22 protein-coding genes are annotated in these 21,954 nt (G+C 49.7%); 18 read left to right on the top strand and 4 right to left on the bottom strand.

The genetic code is table 11. From position 1 onward, the window contains the following. Positions 1–109: 109 nt before the first annotated feature. The 4 genes from SBI19_RS07655 to SBI19_RS07670 all read left to right on the top strand — a co-directional run bounded on the left by SBI19_RS07655 (position 110) and on the right by SBI19_RS07670 (position 5,383). The gene (locus SBI19_RS07655) at positions 110–1,282 is read left to right on the top strand and encodes a DUF4317 domain-containing protein (RefSeq protein ID WP_317966671.1); all 1,173 of its coding nucleotides are present in this window, start codon (positions 110–112) and stop codon (positions 1,280–1,282) included. Between the two features lie 203 nt (positions 1,283–1,485). Further along, positions 1,486–3,513, top strand: coding sequence for a bifunctional diguanylate cyclase/phosphodiesterase (locus tag SBI19_RS07660; RefSeq protein ID WP_317966870.1), 2,028 nt, complete (start codon positions 1,486–1,488; stop codon positions 3,511–3,513). A gap of 65 nt (positions 3,514–3,578) precedes the next feature. Then, the gene (locus SBI19_RS07665; RefSeq protein ID WP_317966673.1) at positions 3,579–4,601 is read left to right on the top strand and encodes a DUF3231 family protein; all 1,023 of its coding nucleotides are present in this window, start codon (positions 3,579–3,581) and stop codon (positions 4,599–4,601) included. 140 nt (positions 4,602–4,741) lie between these two features. Beyond that, positions 4,742–5,383: a hypothetical protein gene (locus SBI19_RS07670; protein WP_317966675.1), complete on the top strand. Its 642-nt coding sequence runs from the start codon at positions 4,742–4,744 to the stop codon at positions 5,381–5,383. 56 nt (positions 5,384–5,439) lie between these two features. On the opposite strand, the gene SBI19_RS07675 is transcribed toward SBI19_RS07670, so the two are convergent. Next, on the bottom strand, positions 5,440–5,583 hold the full coding sequence (locus SBI19_RS07675) for a hypothetical protein (RefSeq protein ID WP_317966677.1): 144 nt from the start codon (positions 5,581–5,583) through the stop codon (positions 5,440–5,442). A gap of 267 nt (positions 5,584–5,850) precedes the next feature. Between SBI19_RS07675 and SBI19_RS07680 the strand changes: the two genes are divergently transcribed. The 13 genes from SBI19_RS07680 to SBI19_RS07740 all read left to right on the top strand — a co-directional run bounded on the left by SBI19_RS07680 (position 5,851) and on the right by SBI19_RS07740 (position 16,145). Continuing rightward, positions 5,851–6,555, top strand: coding sequence for a DNA alkylation repair protein (locus SBI19_RS07680; RefSeq protein ID WP_317966679.1), 705 nt, complete (start codon positions 5,851–5,853; stop codon positions 6,553–6,555). Between the two features lie 335 nt (positions 6,556–6,890). After that, entirely contained in the window at positions 6,891–7,100 is a 210-nt protein-coding gene (locus SBI19_RS07685; RefSeq protein ID WP_317966681.1) for a hypothetical protein, read from the top strand. Between the two features lie 178 nt (positions 7,101–7,278). Then, positions 7,279–7,860, top strand: a complete 582-nt coding sequence (locus SBI19_RS07690; RefSeq protein WP_317966683.1) for an Hcp family type VI secretion system effector — start codon at positions 7,279–7,281, stop codon at positions 7,858–7,860. Positions 7,861–7,880: 20 nt separating this feature from the next. Continuing rightward, positions 7,881–8,051 carry a hypothetical protein gene (locus SBI19_RS07695; RefSeq protein ID WP_317966685.1) on the top strand — a complete coding sequence of 57 codons (171 nt, stop codon included), beginning with the start codon at positions 7,881–7,883 and terminating at the stop codon, positions 8,049–8,051. Between the two features lie 15 nt (positions 8,052–8,066). Continuing rightward, positions 8,067–8,909 carry an Hcp family type VI secretion system effector gene (locus SBI19_RS07700; protein WP_317966687.1) on the top strand — a complete coding sequence of 281 codons (843 nt, stop codon included), beginning with the start codon at positions 8,067–8,069 and terminating at the stop codon, positions 8,907–8,909. Between the two features lie 407 nt (positions 8,910–9,316). After that, the gene (locus SBI19_RS07705) at positions 9,317–9,490 is read left to right on the top strand and encodes a DUF3934 domain-containing protein (RefSeq protein ID WP_317966689.1); all 174 of its coding nucleotides are present in this window, start codon (positions 9,317–9,319) and stop codon (positions 9,488–9,490) included. A 51-nt stretch (positions 9,491–9,541) separates the two neighbouring features. Further along, positions 9,542–9,829, top strand: a complete 288-nt coding sequence (locus SBI19_RS07710; protein ID WP_317966691.1) for a hypothetical protein — start codon at positions 9,542–9,544, stop codon at positions 9,827–9,829. A 402-nt stretch (positions 9,830–10,231) separates the two neighbouring features. Then, positions 10,232–10,867 carry a glycoside hydrolase family 11 protein gene (locus SBI19_RS07715; protein ID WP_317966872.1) on the top strand — a complete coding sequence of 212 codons (636 nt, stop codon included), beginning with the start codon at positions 10,232–10,234 and terminating at the stop codon, positions 10,865–10,867. A gap of 108 nt (positions 10,868–10,975) precedes the next feature. Next, positions 10,976–11,851 carry a formylglycine-generating enzyme family protein gene (locus SBI19_RS07720; RefSeq protein ID WP_317966874.1) on the top strand — a complete coding sequence of 292 codons (876 nt, stop codon included), beginning with the start codon at positions 10,976–10,978 and terminating at the stop codon, positions 11,849–11,851. Between the two features lie 216 nt (positions 11,852–12,067). After that, on the top strand, positions 12,068–13,384 hold the full coding sequence (locus SBI19_RS07725; RefSeq protein ID WP_317966693.1) for a DNA recombination protein RmuC: 1,317 nt from the start codon (positions 12,068–12,070) through the stop codon (positions 13,382–13,384). Positions 13,385–13,597: 213 nt separating this feature from the next. Beyond that, positions 13,598–14,095 carry an RNA polymerase sigma factor gene (locus tag SBI19_RS07730; protein ID WP_317966695.1) on the top strand — a complete coding sequence of 166 codons (498 nt, stop codon included), beginning with the start codon at positions 13,598–13,600 and terminating at the stop codon, positions 14,093–14,095. Continuing rightward, positions 14,088–15,059, top strand: coding sequence for a hypothetical protein (locus tag SBI19_RS07735; RefSeq protein WP_317966697.1), 972 nt, complete (start codon positions 14,088–14,090; stop codon positions 15,057–15,059). The genes SBI19_RS07730 and SBI19_RS07735 overlap by 8 nt, the downstream gene beginning before the upstream one ends. A gap of 21 nt (positions 15,060–15,080) precedes the next feature. Further along, positions 15,081–16,145, top strand: a complete 1,065-nt coding sequence (locus SBI19_RS07740; RefSeq protein WP_317966699.1) for a stalk domain-containing protein — start codon at positions 15,081–15,083, stop codon at positions 16,143–16,145. Positions 16,146–16,621: 476 nt separating this feature from the next. Here the strand turns inward: SBI19_RS07740 and SBI19_RS07745 are convergent, their stop codons facing one another. After that, positions 16,622–16,825, bottom strand: a complete 204-nt coding sequence (locus SBI19_RS07745; RefSeq protein ID WP_317966701.1) for a DUF2536 family protein — start codon at positions 16,823–16,825, stop codon at positions 16,622–16,624. Between the two features lie 267 nt (positions 16,826–17,092). Between SBI19_RS07745 and SBI19_RS07750 the strand changes: the two genes are divergently transcribed. Continuing rightward, on the top strand, positions 17,093–17,911 hold the full coding sequence (locus tag SBI19_RS07750) for a hypothetical protein (protein ID WP_317966703.1): 819 nt from the start codon (positions 17,093–17,095) through the stop codon (positions 17,909–17,911). Between the two features lie 142 nt (positions 17,912–18,053). Here SBI19_RS07750 and SBI19_RS07755 read toward each other — a convergent pair whose 3' ends face one another. Further along, the gene (locus SBI19_RS07755) at positions 18,054–19,829 is read right to left on the bottom strand and encodes an ABC transporter ATP-binding protein (protein WP_317966705.1); all 1,776 of its coding nucleotides are present in this window, start codon (positions 19,827–19,829) and stop codon (positions 18,054–18,056) included. Next, positions 19,822–21,591, bottom strand: coding sequence for an ABC transporter ATP-binding protein (locus SBI19_RS07760; protein WP_317966707.1), 1,770 nt, complete (start codon positions 21,589–21,591; stop codon positions 19,822–19,824). The genes SBI19_RS07755 and SBI19_RS07760 overlap by 8 nt, the downstream gene beginning before the upstream one ends. Positions 21,592–21,954: the final 363 nt, after the last annotated feature.

Raw genomic sequence — 21,954 nt, forward strand, 5'->3', positions numbered from 1 at the left:
AAGTGGAATTCATGTACAATGAAACTTCAGACGTCATTCATTAGATGTCTTTTGTAGTTAGAAGTCATTTCACCATTCATCATACATACAGGGAGTTGTCCGACCGACTATGAACAAGAAGGAATTAGCACATATTCGCAAGCAGCTGAAGCTGGACCATGAGATGTTGAAGTTATTCGAGATATTGAACGTGTACATCATGAAGGACAGCAGTGAGATTTACCATTACGAGCGCCAGCCGTTCGCCCTGTTGGATCGGGAGAAGCAGGAGCTGTACATGGGCAACTTCAAGAAGCTGCTGACCGGCGAATTGGATCAGAAAATGTTCGAACTGAAGTTCCAAGACAATGCGGAGGAGCCATCGAAGGAGCTTCTCCATCAGGCGCTGATCACAGGCGATCCGGACGAATGGCATGATCTGATGATCCTGCTCGTCGAGAAAATGCTGAAGGATACGAAATACGAGAAGGATATGGTCGTAACCTTCGTACGTGGGCAATATGCGCGGCCTACGCGGGTACGGAGCGAGGAGTCCGAAGAGAGCTCGAAGGACGAAATGTTCTCGCATCCGTTCATTCTGTGCAGCGTGAATTCCACAGACCATCAGCGTAAGCTTCTCATGTTCGACTATGTAGAGCGCGTATACAACTATAGTGTGTTCGTCGATCCCATTATTAAGCTGAACACGCCGGAGCAGGGCTTCTTCTATCCAAGCGTGACGGACAACTATTCGGACGTGAACCGTGTGCTGTATTGCTCGGGGAGAGCGCATGAACCGAATTTGCATTTCGTTGAGCAGGTGCTGACGGCAGAGAAGTCCATAACGGCGGTTGAAGAGCGAGCGATCTTCGAGGATATCGTGAAGGAAGTCGCCGGCGAGCAGCTGGATGCTTCAGCGATCGCTGCGGTGTACCAGGAGATTAATCGTGTGATCGAGGAGAACGAGGGCGAAGAACCCGCGAAGCTGGACTTTGTCGATGTGGAACGCATGCTGACGGGCAGCGGCATCGAGAACGTGACGCGCGAGAAGGTGGAGCGGGCTTTCGAGACGGTCGTCGATGACCGCAACTTTGAGCTCAAGGCGAGCAGCGTCATTCCGAAGTACACGACGAAATCGATCAAGATCGATACGAAGGTCGCTACGATTTCGATCAGCCCGCAGGACTTGAAGTATATCAGACAAGTCAATTATCAGGGCAAACGCTGCATCATGATCGAGGTTGACGAGGATACGGTAATCGAAGGGTTCACGCTCAATACGGAGACGTTGTTCCCGGGTTGAGATAGAGGTTAGGCGGAGCCTAAGGGCATGAGTTCGGTACTGTACCGGCTCGTGCCTTTTATTTTTACCTTTATTTGATGAAATTTGTCGAGAAATTGTAGTGTTCGTATGTAATAATAAGGGGAAATTACTGCGCCACTAGAATGAGAAATAGTCTATTCAAATAGCTGCTAGCTGTTGAACAAAGGATGGATGGTATGAACATGGAAGGAAGCTATAACTACTATATCGTTGCGCTCTCGGTATTGATTGCGATATTTGCCTCTTTTTCCGCTTTGAGCATCGCCGCGAAGATTTCGCATTCGAAAGGTAAAACGCGATTCTTCTGGCTGTTATCCGGCGCGTTCGTAATGGGAACCGGCGTTTGGTCGATGCATTTTGTCGGCATGCTGGCGTTTCATCTGCACGCTGGCGTGAAGTATGACGCGCTGCTGACGATTTTATCCATGTTGGCTAGCATCATTTCTTCTTTTATTGCGTTCTATATCACGATGCCGAAGAACATCAATTGGTTGAAAATCGCGATAGGCGGCTTTATTATGGGCAGCGGAATCGTGGCGATGCACTATATAGGCATGGAAGCTATGATGATGGACGCCCGATTAACGTATGACAATTCGCTGTGGGGCTTGTCGGCCGTTATCGCACTGGTTGCTTCATATGCGGCATTATTGTTATTCCTGCGTTTTCGGAATCAGACGTCTTCGAGTTGGTTGAAATGGCTGTCCTCTATTATTATGGGATTCGCGATTTGCGGGATGCATTATACGGGGATGAAAGCAGCTCGGTTCACTTTCGAGAATGGTATGGGGATGGATCATACCGCTTCCGCTTCCGTAGACTTCTTCTTGCTGTACGGCGTGACGATCGCCATATTCGTCATCTTAATGGTATCGTGGGGGGCTATGCTGTTCGATCGGCATGTATTGGCGAAGATGGCCTATGAGGACTCGATAACAGGCTTGCCCAACCGCAACGATATGAACCGATTTTTCGACACGCATCTAGGCAGCGACAGCAGAATCGGCGTTTTGTTTCTTGACTTGGACCGATTCAAAGCGATCAATGACACGCTGGGGCACAACATCGGCGACCTGCTTGTACATGAAGTGGGCTTGCGGCTGCGCCAGTTTATCCACGGCGATCAACAGGCATACCGGATTGGCGGCGACGAGTTTCTATTCATTGTGGAGCGGTGCGACCAGGAACGGGCGGAACAGCTTGCGAACCAAATCCTTCAGAGCATTAAGAAGGTTTATCGAATCGAAGGGAACGAGCTGTATATTACGGGAAGCATAGGGATCAGCATCGGTTCGATCGAGGAATCCGACCACTTGTTTCTGCTGAAGACGGCGGATACGGCCATGTATAAAGCCAAAGGGCTCGGCAAGAACCAGTATTGCGTATACACCGATGAAATGGGCGTCCAAGAAATCCGCAAGATGGAGCTGGAGAAGGATTTGCAAAGAGCGCTTGAGCATAACGAGTTCTTTATCGTGTATCAGCCGAAGTGGAATGTGAAGACGAACCAATTGTTCGGGTTCGAGGCGCTGCTTCGCTGGCAGCATCCAAGGTTAGGCGTCGTCTCGCCGGGAGAATTTATTCCGATCGCAGAAGAGACGGGACTTATTATACCGATGACCAGATGGACATTGGAACAAGCATGCCGCCAATGCAAAGCTTGGAATGCTCGGGGAATCGGCCAGCCGGTTTCGGTCAATTTGTCTGTTCGGCTGTTCCAACCCGACATCCTATTGGAGTGGATCCAGAACGTATTGGAAGCAGCGAAATTAGAGCCGCACTTTCTTGAGCTTGAGATTACGGAATCGATGGTCTTCTATGACGTTAACGATATTATTCGTCAACTCGAGACGATTCGCGAACTGGGCGTGCGAGTGTCGATGGACGATTTTGGAACAGGCTACTCTTCCATCGGGCTCTTGGACCGGATGCCGATCGATGCACTCAAGTTGGATCGCTTATTTACGAATGATCTGGATACGCCAGGCAAACGCGCAATTATTCATGCGATCATATTAATGGCAGAACGTCTTCATCTGGATGTCATAGCCGAAGGTGTGGAGAACGAAGAGCATATTGAATTCCTGACACAATTGGGCTGTTATGTCATGCAAGGGTACTTCTACGGTAAACCGATGAGCAGCGATGAAATGATGACATGGATCGAAGATACGAACAAACAGACAAGCGCTTCCGAGAACCGATTGTGAATAAAAGGCTAAGCAAATTAAGACACTAAGTTTTGTCAAAATGCAAAGTTTAGTGGAGGAAGTACATGACTTTTCAAAAACCTGAAGTTAAACCAACCAATATCGAATTCACCTGTACGGAAATCGGGGGTCTTTGGGGCATCTATCTCCAGGAGAGCATGGCGGTATGTTTTCTGACTTACTTGCGACATCATCTTCAAGACGGACAGATCATTCCGCTCGCTGAAGAGGCGCTGCAAGCTTCGCAATCCCGAATGGATCGAATCAAGCAATTCTTTCTTGCAGAGAATTTCCCGATCCCCGCTGGCTTCTCGGAAGGCGATGTGAATCTGGCCGCTCCTCAACTTTTTCATGATACGTTTACGCTGAGCTTCATTTATATGATGAATCGGTTGGCTATGATTAATTTCTCTTTTGTGGCATCCAATAACGTTCGGCTCGACGTATTGGATTTCTTCAAGGAATGCATCCATACGTCTACCGAGATGTTCGGTAAAGCGGTTCGAATGATGCTGGAGAAAGGCATTTATGACCGTCCGCCCAAAATGAACTACCCAAGTAAAATCGAGTACGTTCAAAAGGAGTCATTCTTAGACGGGATGTTCGGCAAGAAGCGGCCTCTCAATGCGATCGAGTTATCCGAAATATTTTTCAATATCGAGCGCAACTATTTCTCGGTTATTATCACGCTAGGGTTCGCGCAAGTGATGAAAGATAAGAAGATGAAGGATCTTATCAAAGAAGGCAAAAAAATTAGCGAAAAACAAATCGAGCTTTTCAACGATTTGCTTATGCAGGAGGATTTGCTCGGCACGGTAACCGTCAGCATGGAAGTAACGGATTCTACGGTCTCGCCATTCTCGGATAAGTTTATCATGTCGATGATGAACATTCTGAACTCTATTGATGTTCTATTGATCTCGCATGCACTGTCTGTATCGATGCGGGCCGATCTCGCCGCACACTTCGCGAAGATCATTGCTGAGGTGCTGGCGTACGGCAAAGATACCTTCGATATCATGGTGGAGCATGAATGGCTCGAACAGCCGCCTCTTACGACCGATCGGAAGCAGCTGCTTCAATCCTAAGGATATAGGAGTCAGAAGCCTAACCCTCATCAACAAGGGTTAGGCTTTTTTGTTGCGCTTGGCCAGACAGGGAGGATTTGCAGCGGTCCGTCTTGAATTGTGTACCAGTTCTGCAAGGAAAGATGAAAGGGTGAAGGTTGATGGAAGTAAATGTGTTAGAACGTTTGCCAGATCCAATAATCTTACAAAAGCTTATGAAAATCCAAGCATCGTTAACTATTATTCTTTGCCAAGATGAACGGTTTCGTTACCATAGCTTTGTTCAAGATCGGGATGAAGGTTTCTGCATGGCGAAAATAGATAATGGAGCAGGTGATCATCTCATTATTTTGTTTTCCCCTGAAGGCTCCATCATCAAAGGCTTCGATCATGAATCCGAATTAAGCCCATATGCGCAAGATGAACATCAAGTATGGCAAGGGATTTATGATGACGTTCCACAGAAATTATTATCTTTACTTGAAAACGATGCAATCGAAAAAGACGATGTGACGTTTTGTATTTGGCGTGATAACAGTGACACAAACTGGCACAAGGGAAAAGTTGAGATTCCGGAAGGCACAAGCGACGGTTCCGATTTTTTAGTGAACGGTATATTCCAAACGCCAGAGGATTTTGTGGAATTTGCAAGAGATTATTATGAATTATCACCTTCATTGGAGGTTGTTGCGAAGATTTACGATGATTCCCCTATTACGGCTGAGATGATCAATATCTTAAATCCCGACCGTGATGCAGAGGAAGTGCTTCAAGAATTAGAGTCATTACGATTAAGGAGTTAGAGCACCACAAAGATCGCTAACCTGGATTTGCAGGTCAGCGATCTTTTTATATTTATCTACCCGCCGCAAATATTATCTATTTCTTCATCGGTTATTTGATAATAGTAGTAGTGGTCTATCATAGCGGCTATGAAGTTTAGTCCATCCTCAAGCGAGGTTATAGCTTCGGATTGTTGTTGGATGCTTTGTTCTTTTTCCATGGTTACGAGAACCTCTCTTTCATTCAATTATTATTTATAGTTTAGTAATATGCAGAAACGATAAGAAAATAACTGTTTTTGTGTCGAATAAATAAAAATAATTGAATTTGAGGAATACAAACCTGATTATGAAAAGCAGAGAATAAGTACAAGCTTAGTCATGGATGTCTCTGAGACTGGGCTGAACATGCAACGAAAAGCTAGAATCAAACGTAATGATGCCATATAGAAGACGCATTGAATTTAAAGAGTAAAGGAGCATAAAGTATGAATCTAGAAACGGTTATGCAAGAGCTCGAAGCACTCGGCAAAGAACGTTTGAAGAAGATGTACATCACGAACGGTGCGCACGAACCGCTCTTCGGAGTGGCAACGACCGAGATGAAGCCGCTCTTCCGGAAAATCAAAATCAACCAAGCGTTGGCGGACGAGCTGTACGCGACAGGCAATTATGATGCGATGTACTTCGCTGGCATCATTGCCGATCCGAATGGGATGACAGAGGCGGATTACGAGCGTTGGATGGATGGCGCGTACTTCTACATGTTGTCCGACTTCGTCGTGTCCGTCACGTTATCGGAAGCCGATATCGCGCAGCAGGTCGCGGACAAGTGGATCGCTAGCGGCGAAGAACTGAGAAAGTCTGCAGGCTGGAGCTGCTACTGCTGGCTGCTCGGCAACCGTAAGGATACCGAGTTTTCCGAGAGTAAAATCGCCGATATGATTGGCTTGGTACGCGATACGATTCACGACGCGCCGATGCGCGCGAAGTATTCGATGGCGAACTTCCTATATACAGTGGCTGTATCCTATGTGCCGCTTCATGAGATGGCCGTTCAGACCGTCGAAGCGATTGGTCCAGTCGAGGTCGTCAATAATGGAAAAAGCAGCTTCCTGAGCACGGCCTCTAATATTCAGAAAGCCGTCGATAAAAACCGGCTGGGGTTCAAACGTAAGCATGTACGGTGTTAAGAGAATAGAGCTGTAGGACTGGTTTGAAGGGATTCCCGTTGCACGAACTGCAACGGGACGAATCCAGCCATTGGGCAGGACTGGCTCCTCCGTGCTCATAAATACGAGGTTGTCCCACTCGGGACAGCCTCGTTTCGTTTGGTTAATGCGTATGACAGGTCCTAAGACGTCTCGCATGTCTCGCATCTGATCGGTTCGTCAACACGACACCGCCGTTAACGCGGGCGGGGCCGTATGGAAACCGAAGTAAACAGAAGTAGAGACAACAAAATTGATGTATAATAAGCTCTGGCGAACATCCATCAATATACGAAGCAGCGAGGAGAACGTAGACAATGGAAGACAACAATAAATCAAATGGCGAGCAATCGACGGAGCCGAAGAAAATCAGCCTGGCGGAAGCGATGAAACGCAAGCTGCAGGAGAAGAAGCAGGCCCAGTCCCAGAACAACCGACAACAATCCCACCAGAGCACCGGCGTTCAGAAGATGACGAGCCAGATCAAGAAGAAGCCGAACAATCAGAAGAAGCGGACGGGCGTATAGGTCCTGTCTAAGCTGAAATAACAACAACAAGACGCCAGGATCTCCTGCGCGTCTTATTTGTTATTCCTGACAAATCATTATGTTGAGGCACTAAGGTACTAGCGGATTCAAACAAAACATGATAGATTTATTGTGATACAAATTGTATCATTTAACATTGGCCAAGGAGCTGATTCGTGTGTTTAATCGCAGCAGGATCAAGGTAGTTCTCATTATGCTTTCCATTGTTTCGCTTGTATGTGCATGGCCGATGGCCGCATCCGCTGCCGGGACAGTCAATCATCATTCGATTCTGTTGAAGCTGGACGGGATCAAGGGAGAATCGAAGGATGCTAACAAACTGTATCAAGATGCAATCGAGATCAACAGCTATTCATTCGGCCTGACCGTCCCTTTTAATGTAAGCAAGGGCAGCGGCGCAAACACAGCGAAACCGGAATATTCCGATATTCAACTAACCAAATATTTGGACACCGCATCAATCTCTCTCCTTCAGACGGCGGCTGCCGGAAAAGCCATCAAGAGCGGCACGCTTTACTTCTTCAAGAACGGTCAGGATAAGCCGTACCTCACGATCCAGCTATCGAACATTTACGTGACATCCCAGGAGCAATACGTTGAAGATGACGGGGATCCCATGGAGGAAACGATAACGTTGTCAGCACTCGAGATGTCGTTCACCTACACGCTGATCGGAGCGGATGGACGTGAAACGAATCAGACGGTCACGATCGATCGCGTGAAGAACCAAGTCAAATAAGCATCGGAGGAGAAGAGACGATGAATAACGATGTCACGAAGCCGTCTGCTGCTCCCGCTTGTAAGCTGGCATGGACGGCACCAAGTCTAACTGTGCTGGATGTCCGTGCCACAATGGCCGACGGGCCGATATGGGAATTCACCTCGGAGGGGGAATTCTGGAAGCGGCAGCTGCTGATAACAGAGAGCTGAAGGGAGTAGATCGGTTTGTCGAGATTTGGTTACCGGAGCTTGCTGGCCGCCCTGCTGACAGCTGCTCTATTGTTACTCATACAGCCTGTCAGCGCGCAAGCCGCCTCGAGCGGAACGGCATTTCAGTTTCTTCAATTGGATGGAATCAAAGGCAGCTACACGGTCGACCCGTACAAAGGCGCCAGCCTTATATCGTCCTATTCGTTAGGATCTATAAGCCCTGTGAGTGTTCTCAAAGGCGCGCTTGCCCCATCCAAGCAAGTCTATTCGGATATCCATATTACGAAGCCGGTAGACGCAGCAGCATCCCCAGCGCTTCTGAAAGCAGCGGCGAAGGGTACCGTTATTCCGAATGGTTATTTGTATCTGGTTAGCCCGGGTCAGGAGCAGTTGAAACCGTACATGATCATTCATTTCACCAATTTGGTCATAACCGGCTATTCTGTCGATGTAGATCAGGGAGACATGACGGAGTCGATCTCGCTGCATGCCGAATCCGTACTGTACAAATACACAAGTGCGGATTCTACAGACAATCCGCCGCCGGATGACCCTGTCGTCTCGTCCGTTACGACGCTCTACCACTTCGACCCTCTCTACGCAACAACGGAGCAAGGCTATCGTTATGTCGAGGGCTTCCAGGTGTCGTTGAAGGCTGCCAGTACGAACAGTACGATCGCGTCGACGCATTACCGGATTAATGGCGGCAGCTGGATCACCTATGAGGGTCCCTTCGACATCTATGCCGCAACGACGCATACGGTCGAATATTACAGCACCGATGCGAACGGCAATGTCGAAAGCACCAACGTCATGAACTTCGATGACGGGACGTTTACTGGTAAAGGCAAGTATTAACGAATCCCAATGGATTTGGAATCGAACAGGATTAGCAGAGACTGCTCTACGATCACGGGGGCAGTCTTTGCTATGTACACCTTGGCAGGTCCTCGGCTCGTACGGACAATGCATGAATCGCTTGCGTCGCATCGCATCAACGCGTCTTTGCCACCATGATCGTATCCATGATATGATCATCATGACCGTGCGTTAGTTGAACCTATTGGACGATAACGCGCGCTTCCTGAACGACGGCCAGTATAAACGACAGAGAGGGCACGGAATAGATACCAGTAAGATATAGATGGAATTTACACCATGTATGATAACATTGGAGTTAGGGTAACCCGATAGTATAACAGGTGTCTGCATCATGCAGTTGCATATGTGTAGCAGCAGCTTAATAACGGAGTGATTGTGGAAAGATGGCTAAGGGCAAGGGTACAGGTAGGGGAACGGATAAGAAGGGCTGGAACCGCTGGCAGGCGAGTGCGAATCGAGCGAAGAATGCGCCTAAGCCGTATAAGAGCAAAGGCACGAAGGGCAAGAGCAACGGAGCACCCGCTGCAGCAAGTTCCAAGCCAGAGGCACAGAAGTAAGTAACTTCATATACAATATTGAGGGGTGATCGTCTGGGTAAGCATAAACCGATGTCATTTGATGATTTGCTGCTGGAGTTGAAAGGTCAGAAGACGGTGCAAGAGGATCCGAAGCTTGTGCCTTTCGAGAAGCTGTTCCACGAATCGTTCATGACGAAGTATACGAATGTGGACAGCTTTGCGGCGTTTATGGAGAAAGGGAATTTCCAAGGGAATACGCGCGAGGAAATTAAGAACATCCAAGACGAGTTATTCGATCGTCACGTAGCCAGAGAGACGAAGTTCTCGAGCTGGCAAGCGATGCTGGACACAGCGACGAAGGAATATGAAGCGAAGTAATAGGAGCTGCAAGGATAAGAAGCGTTCGAACATCCACGAGCAATGGCTCGGGTGTTGCGGACGCTTTTTTTTCATTTTGAGAGAAAAAGCAGCCTTCTTATCCTTCTGACACATCATGTGAAAAAAGTAAGGTCAAATCAATAATTTGATTAGGTGATTTTGTATGCGCTTACTTGGTAATATCTAGTTGCGCTTGATGTGGATGACATGGTCACTGTGGAGCGTATGAGAGAAGATGATTCGTCAGAGGAATCCTCTTCTGAGTTCTGTTCTAAGGGGGGACAAGCCTATAACTTGAACTGTCACGGAAAGATAAATGCTCTGCAACATCTGCAGCCAGAATCGGCCGACCAGGCAAGTGACAGCTTAACCAACCAAATTAAATTTTAGGAGGCAATAATGATGATCAAATGGTCGAAGAAAGTGATTGTTACGGCATTGGCAGCTACAATGAGCTTGGGTATGTTCGCGGCAACTTCGAGTGCGGCGACGGACTATTGGCAGAATTGGACGGACGGCGGCGGCACGGTCAATGCAACGAACGGTTCGGGCGGCAATTATAGCGTCAACTGGAGCAATACAGGCAACTTCGTCGTCGGCAAGGGTTGGAACACGGGTTCTGCTTCCCGCGTCATCAACTACAATGCCGGCGTATGGGCTCCATCCGGTAACGGCTATCTGACGCTCTATGGCTGGACGCGCAATTCGCTCATCGAATATTATGTCGTGGATAGCTGGGGCACTTATCGTCCTACGGGAACGTACAAAGGGACGGTATCGAGCGATGGCGGCACGTATGATATCTACACGACTACGCGTACGAATGCACCATCCATCGACGGTACGGCAACGTTCACGCAATTCTGGAGCGTTCGTCAGTCGAAGCGCCCAACAGGCAGCAACGTTGCGATCACGTTCAGCAATCATGTTAACGCATGGAAGAGCAAAGGCATGAATTTGGGCAGCAGCTGGTCCTATCAAGTACTCGCAACGGAAGGCTACCAAAGCAGCGGCAGCTCGAACGTAACGGTCTGGTAATCCATTAACCAATAAGATATCGCTAAGGACTGCCGGCCTAACAGCCGGCGGTCTTATGCATTTCTAATGCCTCATACAATAGGAGACAAGCCCATGGGAGATAGCGCGATGAGAAGGGGATCGATTATCTTAGTCATCATGGTAATGACGATGAGCGCTTGCTCGCAAGCCGCGTCAACGAATGAATCCACGAAGCAGTCGGATAACAATCAACCGCAGACAGGTGAGCTTATACTCGTCAAAGGTGGGACGTTTATAGACACGAAGTCCAATTTCTTTGGACATTCGATCAATCTGCCCGATTACTATATCGGCCAATATGAAGTGACCCAGCGAGAATGGATCGAGATCATGGGCGGCAATCCCTCGCAATTCAAAGGCAGCAACCTGCCTGTCGAGATGGTGAGCTGGTATGACGCCATTACGTACTGCAATAAGAGAAGCGTCGCAGAGGGCTTGAAGCCGTATTATACAATCGATAAGGATAACAAAGACCCGAACAATAAGAGCGAACATGATACGGTCAAATGGACCGTTACGATCAATGAAGGTGCTAACGGCTACCGATTGCCGACAGAAGCAGAGTGGGAATATGCTGCAAGCGGCGGTCAACTGAGCAACAGTTACACCTATAGCGGGGGCAATGAGCCGGACGAAGTCTCGTGGAACTGGCGGAACGCGGGGACGAAGTATCTATCCGGTGATTGGGCCTGGCCGAATATTGAATCCAACCGCAATACGACCAAGCCGATCGGCGGCAAGAAGCCTAATGAGCTGGGGCTGTACGATATGTCGGGCAACGTCAGAGAATGGGTCTGGGGCTGGTATGGAGATGGCCTCGACAACAGCAGCGGATCGCTTCAAATTGTAAAAGGCGGCGGCTGGCTCGGCGACGTCGTGAGCACAGAGGTTTCTTACCGAGGCAAGTTCGAAGCGAATGGCTTCGGACCCGACCAAGGCTTTCGCGTCGTTCGGAGTAAGTAGCTGCATGGCTGGCGCGACGGTGTTCGGTCCATGCAGGGAATGATCCGCACCATTTTCCCCATTACATGAGAGTCTGTTCAGACAGCGATGACAACCCTGAAGATTGCGAGTATAGTATAGCTGAACATGATGCCAAGCAGATGCTCGAAGCGCGATTCTAAGCTTGGAAACGGATCTCTTCATGTGACCAAAATGACCGCGGAAGCAGGGGATGTAATGGTGGAAATGGTGTTAATCGTTCTGAATCTCGTCACTTTGCTTGCAGTCATGCTGCTGTGGTTGAAGCTGCGTACCGCGGGTGGCTCGGATGTGGTTCATAAGCAGCTGAGATTGGAGCTTGATCGGACCCGAGAGGACATTAACAAGTTCCAGATGGATCAGTCGGCGCTGAATCGGCAGGAGGCAGGCACAGCCGCAAGGCAGAATCGCGAAGAGCTGACCGGATCGATGCAGAAGATGAATCAGATGATCGTCGGAACGATCAGCGAGATATCCGCGCAGCAGAAGCACTTGCTCGACAGCTTCTCGAAGCAGCTGGCTGAGCTGACGATCATGAACGAGACGAAGCTGGAGAAGATCCGAAGCACAGTCGAGGAGAAGCTTGTACTTCTGCAAGAGGACAACAACAAGAAGCTGGAGCAAATGCGCGCAACCGTCGATGAGAAGCTGCATGCGACGCTGGAGCAGCGGCTTGGCGATTCGTTCAAGCTGGTGAGCGAGCGGCTGGAGCTGGTACATAAAGGACTTGGCGAGATGAAGACGCTGGCCAATGGCGTCGGCGACCTGCGCAAGGTGCTGACGAACGTGAAGACGCGCGGAACGCTCGGGGAGCTTCAGCTTGAGAACCTGCTGGAGCAGACATTGACGGTGGAGCAGTATGACAAGAACGTTGCGACGAAGAAGGGCAGCGCAGACCGTGTCGAGTTTGCGGTGAAGATCCCGGATAAGAACAGCAGAGATCAATACATTCATCTGCCGATCGACTCCAAGTTCCCGATCGAGGATTATCAGCGTCTGCTCGATGCCATCGAAGAGGACGACAGCCAAGCGGCGGCGGAGTATAGCAAACAGCTGGATGCGCGCATCAAGAACGAGGCGCGAACGATCAAGGAGAAATATATCGATCCGCCGAATACGACCGACTTCGCGATCATGTTCCTTCCGCTCGAAGGGTTGTTCGCAGAGGTGCTGCGCAAGCCAGGGCTGTGGGAATCGATTCAGCGGGAGTATCGCGTTGTAATCGCAGGTCCGACGACGTTGTCCGCCGTACTGAACAGCTTGCAGCTTGGCTTCCAGACGCTCGCCATTCAGAAGCGGTCGAGCGAAGTATGGCAGCTGCTCGGCGCGGTCAAGACCGAGTTCGGCAAGTTCGGGGACGTGCTCGATAAGACGCAGAAGAAGCTTCAGGAAGCAAGCAACACGATCGATCAAGCGACGACACGGACAAGGGCGATCGAGCGCAAGCTGCGTCAGGTGCAGGAGCTGCCGGCGGCGGAGTCCAGCCAGATTTTGCTCGAAGTCGGCATGGATTGAAAATAAAGGCGTACCTATCACTATCATAACTTATAGCATTTTCGAACTTATCTTTCATTGTTCCGTATGCACGCCTAGTTATAGAGGCCCCCAATCTCATCCGAGATCGGGGGCCTCTTCTTTTGCCACCAAATGTTCATATCATTTTTTTCTAGGCTGCACCAAACATTTCGCGCATCTCGTTTGTGTTACTAGAGAAGGGGGTCATTCACCATGGAGGAGCCCTTGCGGCGTACGAGCAAGGACATCACTCAAATCTATCAGCGTCATGTCCACACCGTCTATAAAGTCAGCTTCATGCTGCTGAGGAACGTGGTCGACGCGGAAGAAGTGACGCAGACCGTCTTCCTGAAGCTGATGCAGTCGGATATCGCTTTTCGCGATCATGAACATGAGAAGGCCTGGCTTATCGTTACTGCCCGCAACCACTGCCGCAATGTACTGAAGCACTGGTGGAGACGAATGAGGACATCGCTTGAGGAGACCGATCAGAAGCTGCTTACCGAGCAGCATAAGCAAGACGATACACTTGGCGAGGTACTGGCCCTGCCTGCCAAATACCGGCTTCCGATATATTTGTTTTATTACGAAGGGTACAAGACGAAGGAGATCGCGGAGCTGCTTGCCGTGAATGAGGCGACGGTCCGCACGCAGCTGCATACGGGCAGAAAGCTCTTGAAGCTGAGGATAGGCGGTGATAGCGATGACTGAAGAGGAACTGCTCGAACGCCTGGCCCGTATAGGTCCTACGAAGACGCAGACGGAGAGAATGCTGCAGCGGATATTGAATCCTTCCGAAGCCAAGTCGAAGCCGAAGCGGCAATGGAGATGGAGTTATCGCATTGCGATGCCTGCTATGTTGGGTATGCTGCTCCTCGCAATCGGCCTGCCATTCATGATGAACGGGAAAGAGGAGCCTGCCATTGTCGTGCTTAAACCTGCGGTTGCTATTAGTCCGATGGCAGTGTCTATCACTCCCCGAGGGTTTAGCCTGCCTCAGGCTGGCGAGATCCGAAAGTTTCTGAATTATAACGGCAGTCGGTACGAGTTCTTGAACAAAGGCGAACCGTATGACCTGTCGGAGTTGAAGCTCGGGGAGAGCGAGCCGCTCGGGAAGCTGGAATATGACATTGCTGCGGATATGCTGATCGGTGGAACGAATGGATATGCGAGCCGGGACTTCGGCACGACATACCTGACAGGGGGTACGCTTTACGAGCTGCCAGGCTATGACCCTGCTTTCCGATTGGCTGTCGAACGGGATGATCGCTACTATATCGTTCAATTAGTCGGCCATACAGACGACAGCGTTATCGCGGCTGATGATTATGCGGCGGTTGCTCACTTGGACAAGCTGGCTGAGCGGGTGGAGCTGTTGGATGGTACCGGCAGTCAGCTGCTGCATGCGTGGAGCATCGAGAAGGAAGTTCGCGAATGGATCAAGCATATCGCCTCTTTCGAACCGTCAGGCAAGCTGACGAATGAGCAATACGAGCAGCTGGCGAAGGCGGAGGCCTCGGGCGAAGCGTATACGCTTCGTGTGGCATTGAGGGATGGCACAGCCATCGATATGCCGCTGACTCCTGAGATGTGTCTTATCGCTATAGGGGATAACCGATACAAGCTGTCTGACGATTGGCTTACAACTTATTCGTATCTATTTCAAACCAAATGATAATTGAGAGGATGAATGACAATGAACAAGAAGATGAAGAAAGCTTTTGTAGTCCTTACAACGGTATCCTGCCTGACGGGTGGAGCTTCCATTGCAGCTGCGCAGCAAGTGGAGATCATGCCGATTAGCGCGCCAATCACAGCAGTACCAATCAGTGCGCCGGTCGAAGCGGTGCCAATCAGCGCGCCGGTCTATGAGATCGGACAGACGCATCGACTGCCATCCGTCCAAGTCTATGGCGAGGCGACCAAGATTGAAGAGAACAGAATCATGCTCGGCCATGATAAAGAGAATGGCGATATTCCGAAGATCATTGTGAACATCAGCGAAGATACGCGAATTCTGAATGCCGTAACGGGCATGCCGATGAAGCTGGAAGACATTCGCGAGAATGAGATTCTGTATGCTTACGTAGGTCCGGCGATGACGATGAGCTTGCCGCCAATGTCCCATGCGGAGCTGATCCTCGCAGGTATCCCGGCCGACTTCGCTGTACCGACATTTGCGGAGATCGAGCGCGTAACGAAAGGCGAGGACGGCACCGTTGTAGTGGAAACGAATCGCGACGAGGAGTTTACGGTAACGGCGGACACGACATTGACCCCTTATCTGACGAAAAACATCATTACAGCCGATATGCTGATTCCAGGTCAGAAGGTGCTGGTCTGGGAGACGGCGGCAATCGATGGCGAGAAGGCGTCGAACGCCGCTAGCAAGGTCATGGTATTCCCTTACGGCTACAAAGGCTATGTATCTGCGAATCTCGATGGCATCTCCGTGAATGGCGAGAAGGTAGAACTGTCTGCAGGCGAAGCGCCGTTCGTGAAGGACGGTCAGCTCATGCTGCCGCTGCGCAAGCTGGCAGAATCGCTTGGCTACGAGATCAAGTGGAATGGCGAAACGCGCAACATCGAGGTTGTGAACGGCGAGGATGTGCTGTACAGCCTGAAGCTGCGCGGCACGGAGGTAACGACGGCGGATGGCGAGACGCGCGAGCTTCGCGCAGCTGCAGCCCTTGAAGGCGGCAACACCTTCCTTGCAGCGGACGACTTGATTGAGCTGAGCAAGATCAAATTCGCGGAGTAATAGACCTGTAATCGCGGGCTGCCCGTATACGAGGTCTCGAAGACAGACGTTTGCGCTGCATGGGACCTAACACTTTGTACACGAAAGGCCATCAAGTTCCACTGTCATGTGGAACTTGATGGCCTTTTTCTCGATTAGAGATAGACTGCGGAACAACACCCTTAACTTAAGATGCAGAACAACACATTTAACCATTGATGATTCCTGCGAATATACAGTTTTATTGCGTTGGAATGGGGTCGAAGCTCCCAATACGTGCAAATGTGCAGGTTTCGAGGTCTGATTAGGCGTTATCGATTAACTTCGGTCGAAATACCTGCACTTTGACAGGTTTGTTCCCGTGGATGCACAAGTGCCCCGTGATTCCTGCATTCTCGCAGGTTTGTATCATCGACATTTGGTGAATACATGCACGCATGCGCTCCAGAGCCGATTATGAGACAACCTCTTGCTGCATTGCTCGAGTATATACGGACCTACGCCTTAAAATGCACAACCGCGCTATAATGCATCTTTTTATGGTTCGGATCAAACACGACGTTGTGCGTGATCGCATGAACCTGCAGCATGAGCGCCTTATTCTTATCGATCTGCTCCTCGATCTTCTTCTCCAGCGTCTTCATATCATAGGCCTCAAACAACTCGACCTTATCCGTAATCCGTTCCAGCATGAAGCTCATCGATAATCACCTCTATATAATGTCGTTACAAAAGCCCCCAATCTCAGCCGAGATCGGGGGCCTCTTGTTTATATTCTACCAAAACCAATCTTAAGCTTCCATCTTCTGCGCCGTGCCTTACCATGATACATGGAATCCGCTACATTAGCTTCGTAATACTTCCGCCCTGTTCAACGAAGATAATATTTGCAAAAATGATAAATATCAACTGACTTGATTGGACGCCGATTGGTGATAAATATAGGAAAAAGAGAGGGGAACATGCACATGGAAACAAACTATCTAGAAGATAGAGGGCCATCATTACATTCATTCAGGGTCTATATTGAGAGTAAATATAATAGGGTTACTGATAAGAACTATATTAAAGTACAAAAGGATTTATTAAAAGCCTCAGGAATTAATCCTAACCTCAGTAATAAGAAGACAGATGAGATTCGAATAAAATGTAAGCTTATTGGGGAATCGGGGTGGGTTATCTCACCCTTTTGGGAACCTAATAAGAATGAAACCTGGTATGATACTTGGTTCTGGATCGCATTTCATGGATCATCAGATTCAATTCTTGATTTTTTCAAACAAGATAATTACTATTTGTTGAAAAATATAAATGGCTATTCTCGGTTTGAAGTAGATAGAAGTGATTGGTTTCAGGAAGCTGAAATGCTATTTGAGCAAGGGTTTTATACATCGTGTGCTATGCTACTATCTGCTATAATAGATCAAAGTATTAGAAAGAGCCCAATCGATAGCTGGAAACGAAGAATAAAAATAACCGACTATTTTGATAAAGCTGTCAAATCTACGGTGGAAGATTATTACATTAATAAAAGCATAGAACCGTTAAGTAGATACATTGAAACATCCCTTTTATTGCCTTCATTAGACGGATTTATTCAACGTTATTTTAACGGTAAGTATACTTTTGAAAAAAAGGTTGAGCCTAATTATCTGGAACGCAATTGGCTAATGCACGGAGAAACAAGGAGAGTAGTCTCTGAGGCGGATTGCATTAAACTGTTTAATGCAATCTGTACCCTTCATTATGTTTTACATACAGTTACAGGAACATTTTATGGTCACTAGGGCATTCGTTAGTTCAGATTCACATGGAGAGTGTGCACCTAAGAACGATACACAAAGTTGCTAATGGAATATAAAACGGTAAAAAGCCCCCAATCTCAGCCGAGATCGGGGGCCTTTTGTGTTCATTCTACCTTAATCCATCTTAAGCTTCCATCTTCTGCGCCGTGTACAGCTTGTAGTAGCGGCCGCGCATCGCGATCAGCTCATCGTGCGAGCCGGACTCGGCAATGCCCTTGTCCGCGACATACATGATGCGGTCGCAGTTCTTAACCGTCGAGAGACGGTGGGCGATGATGAACGAAGTACGACCCTTGAGCAGCTCGTTCAGACCTTTCTGCAGCAGGCGCTCGGTCCGTGCATCGATCGACGAAGTCGCCTCGTCGAGAATGAGGATGCGAGGGTTTGCGAGCAGCGTGCGGGCGAATGAGATGAGCTGGCGCTGACCTTGGGACAGCTTGGAGCCGCGCTCGTTAACCTCTGTCAGATAGCCTTTCTCGAACTCACGAATGAATTCATCGGCGCACACCGTCTTCGCAGCGGTGATTATTTCTTCTTCGGTAGCATCGAGTCGGCCGTAACGGATGTTGTCCATAATCGTGCCGGAGAAAATAAAGCTGTCCTGCAGCATGATGCCCATCTGGCTGCGCAGCGATTCCAGCTTCACTTCTGCAATGTCGTGGCCATCGATAAGGATGCGGCCGTCCGACACGTTGTAGAAGCGGGAGATCAGGTTGACGACCGTCGTCTTGCCGGCGCCTGTCGGGCCGACGAGCGCGATGCTCTCGCCCGCTTTTACATCAAAGCTCAGGTTCTCCAAGATGTTATGACCCGGATCGTAAGCGAACGTCATGTTGTCGAATGTAATGCGGCCTTGGATCGGCGGCAGTGCGCGTGCATTCGGAACATCGCTGACTGTTACTGGCTCATCCAGCGTCTCGAAGATCCGTTCCAGGTACGAGACGGCGTTGATGAAGCTGTTGTACAAGTTGGACAAGTTGAGAATCGGCTGCCAGAAGCGCGCCGCGTAGCTGCTCATCGCGAGAATGACGCCGAAGGTGACCTCTTCCGGTCCAAGCGTAAGCAAGCCGACGAAATAGATGGCCGTTGTCACGATCGTTGCCAGGTTATCGACCGAGAACGGGATCAGGAAGTTGAAGTACATCGCCCGCATCCACACATTGCGATAGTTCGTGGACAGACGCGTGAACGTGCCTTCGTTGCGCTTCTCCCGCGTGAAAATTTGCGTAACGCGAATGCCGCTGATGCTCTCCTGCATATAAGCATTCATGTTCGAGCTCTTATTCGATACCGCCTGCCAAGCGCGGCGCTGCTTGTTCTTGATGAGCAGAATAACGACCGCGAAGATCGGCAGACCGCCAAGAATGACGAGCGACAGCTTCGCATCCACCGCGAACATGAATGCCGCGATGAAAATCAAGTTCAAGATCTCGAGAATGAAGTTGATGATACCGTTCGATAGGACGTCGGATACCGAGTTGACGTAGTTGACGACGCGGATCAGGATTTTGCCCTGCGGGCGATCGTCATAGTATTGGAACGGCAGCTTCTGCAAGTGTTTGAACAAGTCGGTCCTTATATCGAAAATAATATCTTGTCCGACTCGCGTCATGATCCGCGAACGGATCGTTGCGAGAATAACGCTGACGATGATCGTCAGCAGCGTCATCATCGACCAGAAGATCAGCCCGGACTTATCCTTCTCCGGGATCGTCACGTCAACGACGTGCTGGATGATGAGCGGCGCCGAGAGCGCGATTCCTGCCGAGAGCGTACTCAGCAGGAAGGCGATGAGCATCGGTTTCTGCTGCTTCCGGATGTAGACGAGAGCGCGTCTGAAGTGCTTGATATTGAAGGGGGACTCCAGATTCTCGTCGATGTCGAATTTATTTCTAGCCATGCGTAGTCGCCTGCCTTCCGATGCCTTCGTTCTGCAGCTTGAATACTTCGTAATAGTAGCCGCGTTTCGCCACCAGCTCGCTATGCGTGCCTTCCTCGATTACGCGGCCGTTATCCAAGATGAGGATACGATCCGCTTCTGCCGTCGTAGATACACGCTGAGCGATGATGATCTTCGTGCAATCGAAGTCCAGCTCGCGCAGGCTCTTCTGAATGTGCTCTTCCGTCTCGTTGTCGACGGCCGAAGTCGTGTCGTCGAGAATGAGGATCGGAGGCTGCACCGCCATTGCGCGAGCGAGGGCGATCCGCTGCTTCTGACCGCCGGACAAGCCGACGCCGCGTTCGCCGACGATCGTGTTGTAGCTCTCCGGCATTTTGCGAATGAAGTCATCGGCTGCTGCCAGCTTAGCGAAGCTTTCAACTTCCTCTTCCGGCATGTCCGGGTCGCCGTAGGCGATGTTGCCGTCGATCGTGTCAGAGAAGAGCAGGACGTCTTGGGTAGCGACACCAATGTTGCCGCGCAGCTCATCGAGCTCGAGCTCGCGCACGTCCTTGCCATCAACGAGCACGCGTCCCTTCGTTACGTCGTAGAAGCGCGGAATCAGGTTGATGAGCGTTGTTTTGCCAGAGCCGGTTGCGCCCATGATTGCGATCGTCTCGCCTGGCTTGACGGTGAAGCTGATATTGTCCAGAACCGTTGCATTATCGTACTTGAAGCTGACGTTGTCGAATTGGATGGAGCCTTTGTAACGGCGTTTCGCTTCCATCTTGTGTTCGTTCACGATGCGCGGTTCTGCGTAATAGACGTCGACGATCTTCGTAAGGCTGGCGAAGAAACGTTGAATATCGTTGATAATGATGCCGATGTTGCGCATCGGGTTGGACAGACCCCAGATCAGCGCGGAGAAAGCCGAGAATTCACCGAACGTAATGCGGCCGTCCATGACGAACAAACCGCCGACGATCATCAGAATAACGTTGAACGCTTGCGCGAACGTCTCCAGGTACGGGAAGTAATCGAGCCATACCATCGCCGCAGCCTTATTGGCTTTGGAATAATTGACGTTCTTATCCGTGAACTTCTGAACTTCATACTCTTCGCGCGCGAACGCTTTGACCACGCGGTTGCCCGCGATATTCTCCTGCGTAATCGTGTTGAGCTGGGACAGCTTCTCCCGCAGGTCGCCATACATCGGGCGAACGCGTCTTGCGAAGATGAACGCGACAATGAAGATCGGCGGCGACAGAATGAGCAGCCACCAAGTCAGCGCAGCATCTATATAGAAGAAATAGACGACGGCCGCGAGGAACACGGTGAGCGATTCGATGATCGTCTTAATGATCCACGCCATCGTGTGACGGACCATATCGAGGTCACCAGTCATCTTGGTCATCAGGTCGCCCGTACGGTTATGATCGTAGTAGTGCATGTCTTGCCCTTGAATCTTGTTGTACAGGAAGATGCGAACGCGGTATAGCATGTTCTGCGACGAACGCTCGTATAACAGCGTTGTAAAATACGCCAGACCTGTACGCAGCAGCGAGAAGCCGACCATGCCTAAACATAGAGCGATAAGCAGCGACCGCTTGTCGGTCAGGTTCTGTACGGCGTCATCACCCGCGATGAACGTATCCACGATGCGCTGGCCGATGTACGGGTTGATGATGGTAAGCGAACAGCCTACTACAGAGAGGATAAGCGCGATGATGTACCGTGCCCGGTCTCCTCGCAAATTGTGCCAAAGCCACTTCAGTTGAAACATTGTTTGATCACCAGCTTCTGTAAGTTGTGGTTTCTCTACCCCCGGGAATACTGCTCCCGAATTGCAAACTATGGAGATTATAACACGCTTACAAAGAAAGCCACCCGACACAATTCCGACACAGAACGGATAGGGGGGCAAAATATCGGAAGGCGGGAATTGAGGAGGGGTAAACCTTACTTTTTCGCAAAATGTTTCGTATATGCTTCCGATTCCTCACTAGTTCTATATTATTACGATGGGGCTAAGGATTATTATATTTTCCAGCTTCGGAATCGCTAAAATATGGGAGATTTGACGGAGGAAAGTGAGAGGAGAGAATTGGTCGGCTGCGCCTATTGGAATATACTTGCAGGTAGAGGT

The sequence above is a fragment of the Paenibacillus sp. CCS19 genome, assembly GCF_033239625.1.
Classification (GTDB): Bacteria; Bacillota; Bacilli; order Paenibacillales; family Paenibacillaceae; genus Paenibacillus_T.

Bases quoted from the DNA above. Each gene is read 5' to 3' on its own strand.
- SBI19_RS07695 (WP_317966685.1), top strand. From the start codon at position 7,881: ATGAATAACGATGTCACGAAGCCGTCTGCTGCTCCCGCTTGTAAGCTG.
- SBI19_RS07740 (WP_317966699.1), top strand. From the start codon at position 15,081: ATGAACAAGAAGATGAAGAAAGCTTTTGTAGTCCTTACAACGGTATCC.
- SBI19_RS07745 (WP_317966701.1), bottom strand. From the start codon at position 16,825: ATGAGCTTCATGCTGGAACGGATTACGGATAAGGTCGAGTTGTTTGAG.
- SBI19_RS07675 (WP_317966677.1), bottom strand. From the start codon at position 5,583: ATGGAAAAAGAACAAAGCATCCAACAACAATCCGAAGCTATAACCTCG.
- SBI19_RS07715 (WP_317966872.1), top strand. From the start codon at position 10,232: ATGATCAAATGGTCGAAGAAAGTGATTGTTACGGCATTGGCAGCTACA.
- SBI19_RS07705 (WP_317966689.1), top strand. From the start codon at position 9,317: ATGGCTAAGGGCAAGGGTACAGGTAGGGGAACGGATAAGAAGGGCTGG.
- SBI19_RS07670 (WP_317966675.1), top strand. From the start codon at position 4,742: ATGGAAGTAAATGTGTTAGAACGTTTGCCAGATCCAATAATCTTACAA.
- SBI19_RS07680 (WP_317966679.1), top strand. From the start codon at position 5,851: ATGAATCTAGAAACGGTTATGCAAGAGCTCGAAGCACTCGGCAAAGAA.
- SBI19_RS07720 (WP_317966874.1), top strand. From the start codon at position 10,976: ATGAGAAGGGGATCGATTATCTTAGTCATCATGGTAATGACGATGAGC.
- SBI19_RS07660 (WP_317966870.1), top strand. From the start codon at position 1,486: ATGGAAGGAAGCTATAACTACTATATCGTTGCGCTCTCGGTATTGATT.
- SBI19_RS07760 (WP_317966707.1), bottom strand. From the start codon at position 21,591: ATGTTTCAACTGAAGTGGCTTTGGCACAATTTGCGAGGAGACCGGGCA.
- SBI19_RS07685 (WP_317966681.1), top strand. From the start codon at position 6,891: ATGGAAGACAACAATAAATCAAATGGCGAGCAATCGACGGAGCCGAAG.
- SBI19_RS07735 (WP_317966697.1), top strand. From the start codon at position 14,088: ATGACTGAAGAGGAACTGCTCGAACGCCTGGCCCGTATAGGTCCTACG.
- SBI19_RS07750 (WP_317966703.1), top strand. From the start codon at position 17,093: ATGGAAACAAACTATCTAGAAGATAGAGGGCCATCATTACATTCATTC.
- SBI19_RS07755 (WP_317966705.1), bottom strand. From the start codon at position 19,829: ATGGCTAGAAATAAATTCGACATCGACGAGAATCTGGAGTCCCCCTTC.
- SBI19_RS07710 (WP_317966691.1), top strand. From the start codon at position 9,542: ATGTCATTTGATGATTTGCTGCTGGAGTTGAAAGGTCAGAAGACGGTG.
- SBI19_RS07655 (WP_317966671.1), top strand. From the start codon at position 110: ATGAACAAGAAGGAATTAGCACATATTCGCAAGCAGCTGAAGCTGGAC.
- SBI19_RS07725 (WP_317966693.1), top strand. From the start codon at position 12,068: ATGGTGGAAATGGTGTTAATCGTTCTGAATCTCGTCACTTTGCTTGCA.
- SBI19_RS07665 (WP_317966673.1), top strand. From the start codon at position 3,579: ATGACTTTTCAAAAACCTGAAGTTAAACCAACCAATATCGAATTCACC.
- SBI19_RS07730 (WP_317966695.1), top strand. From the start codon at position 13,598: ATGGAGGAGCCCTTGCGGCGTACGAGCAAGGACATCACTCAAATCTAT.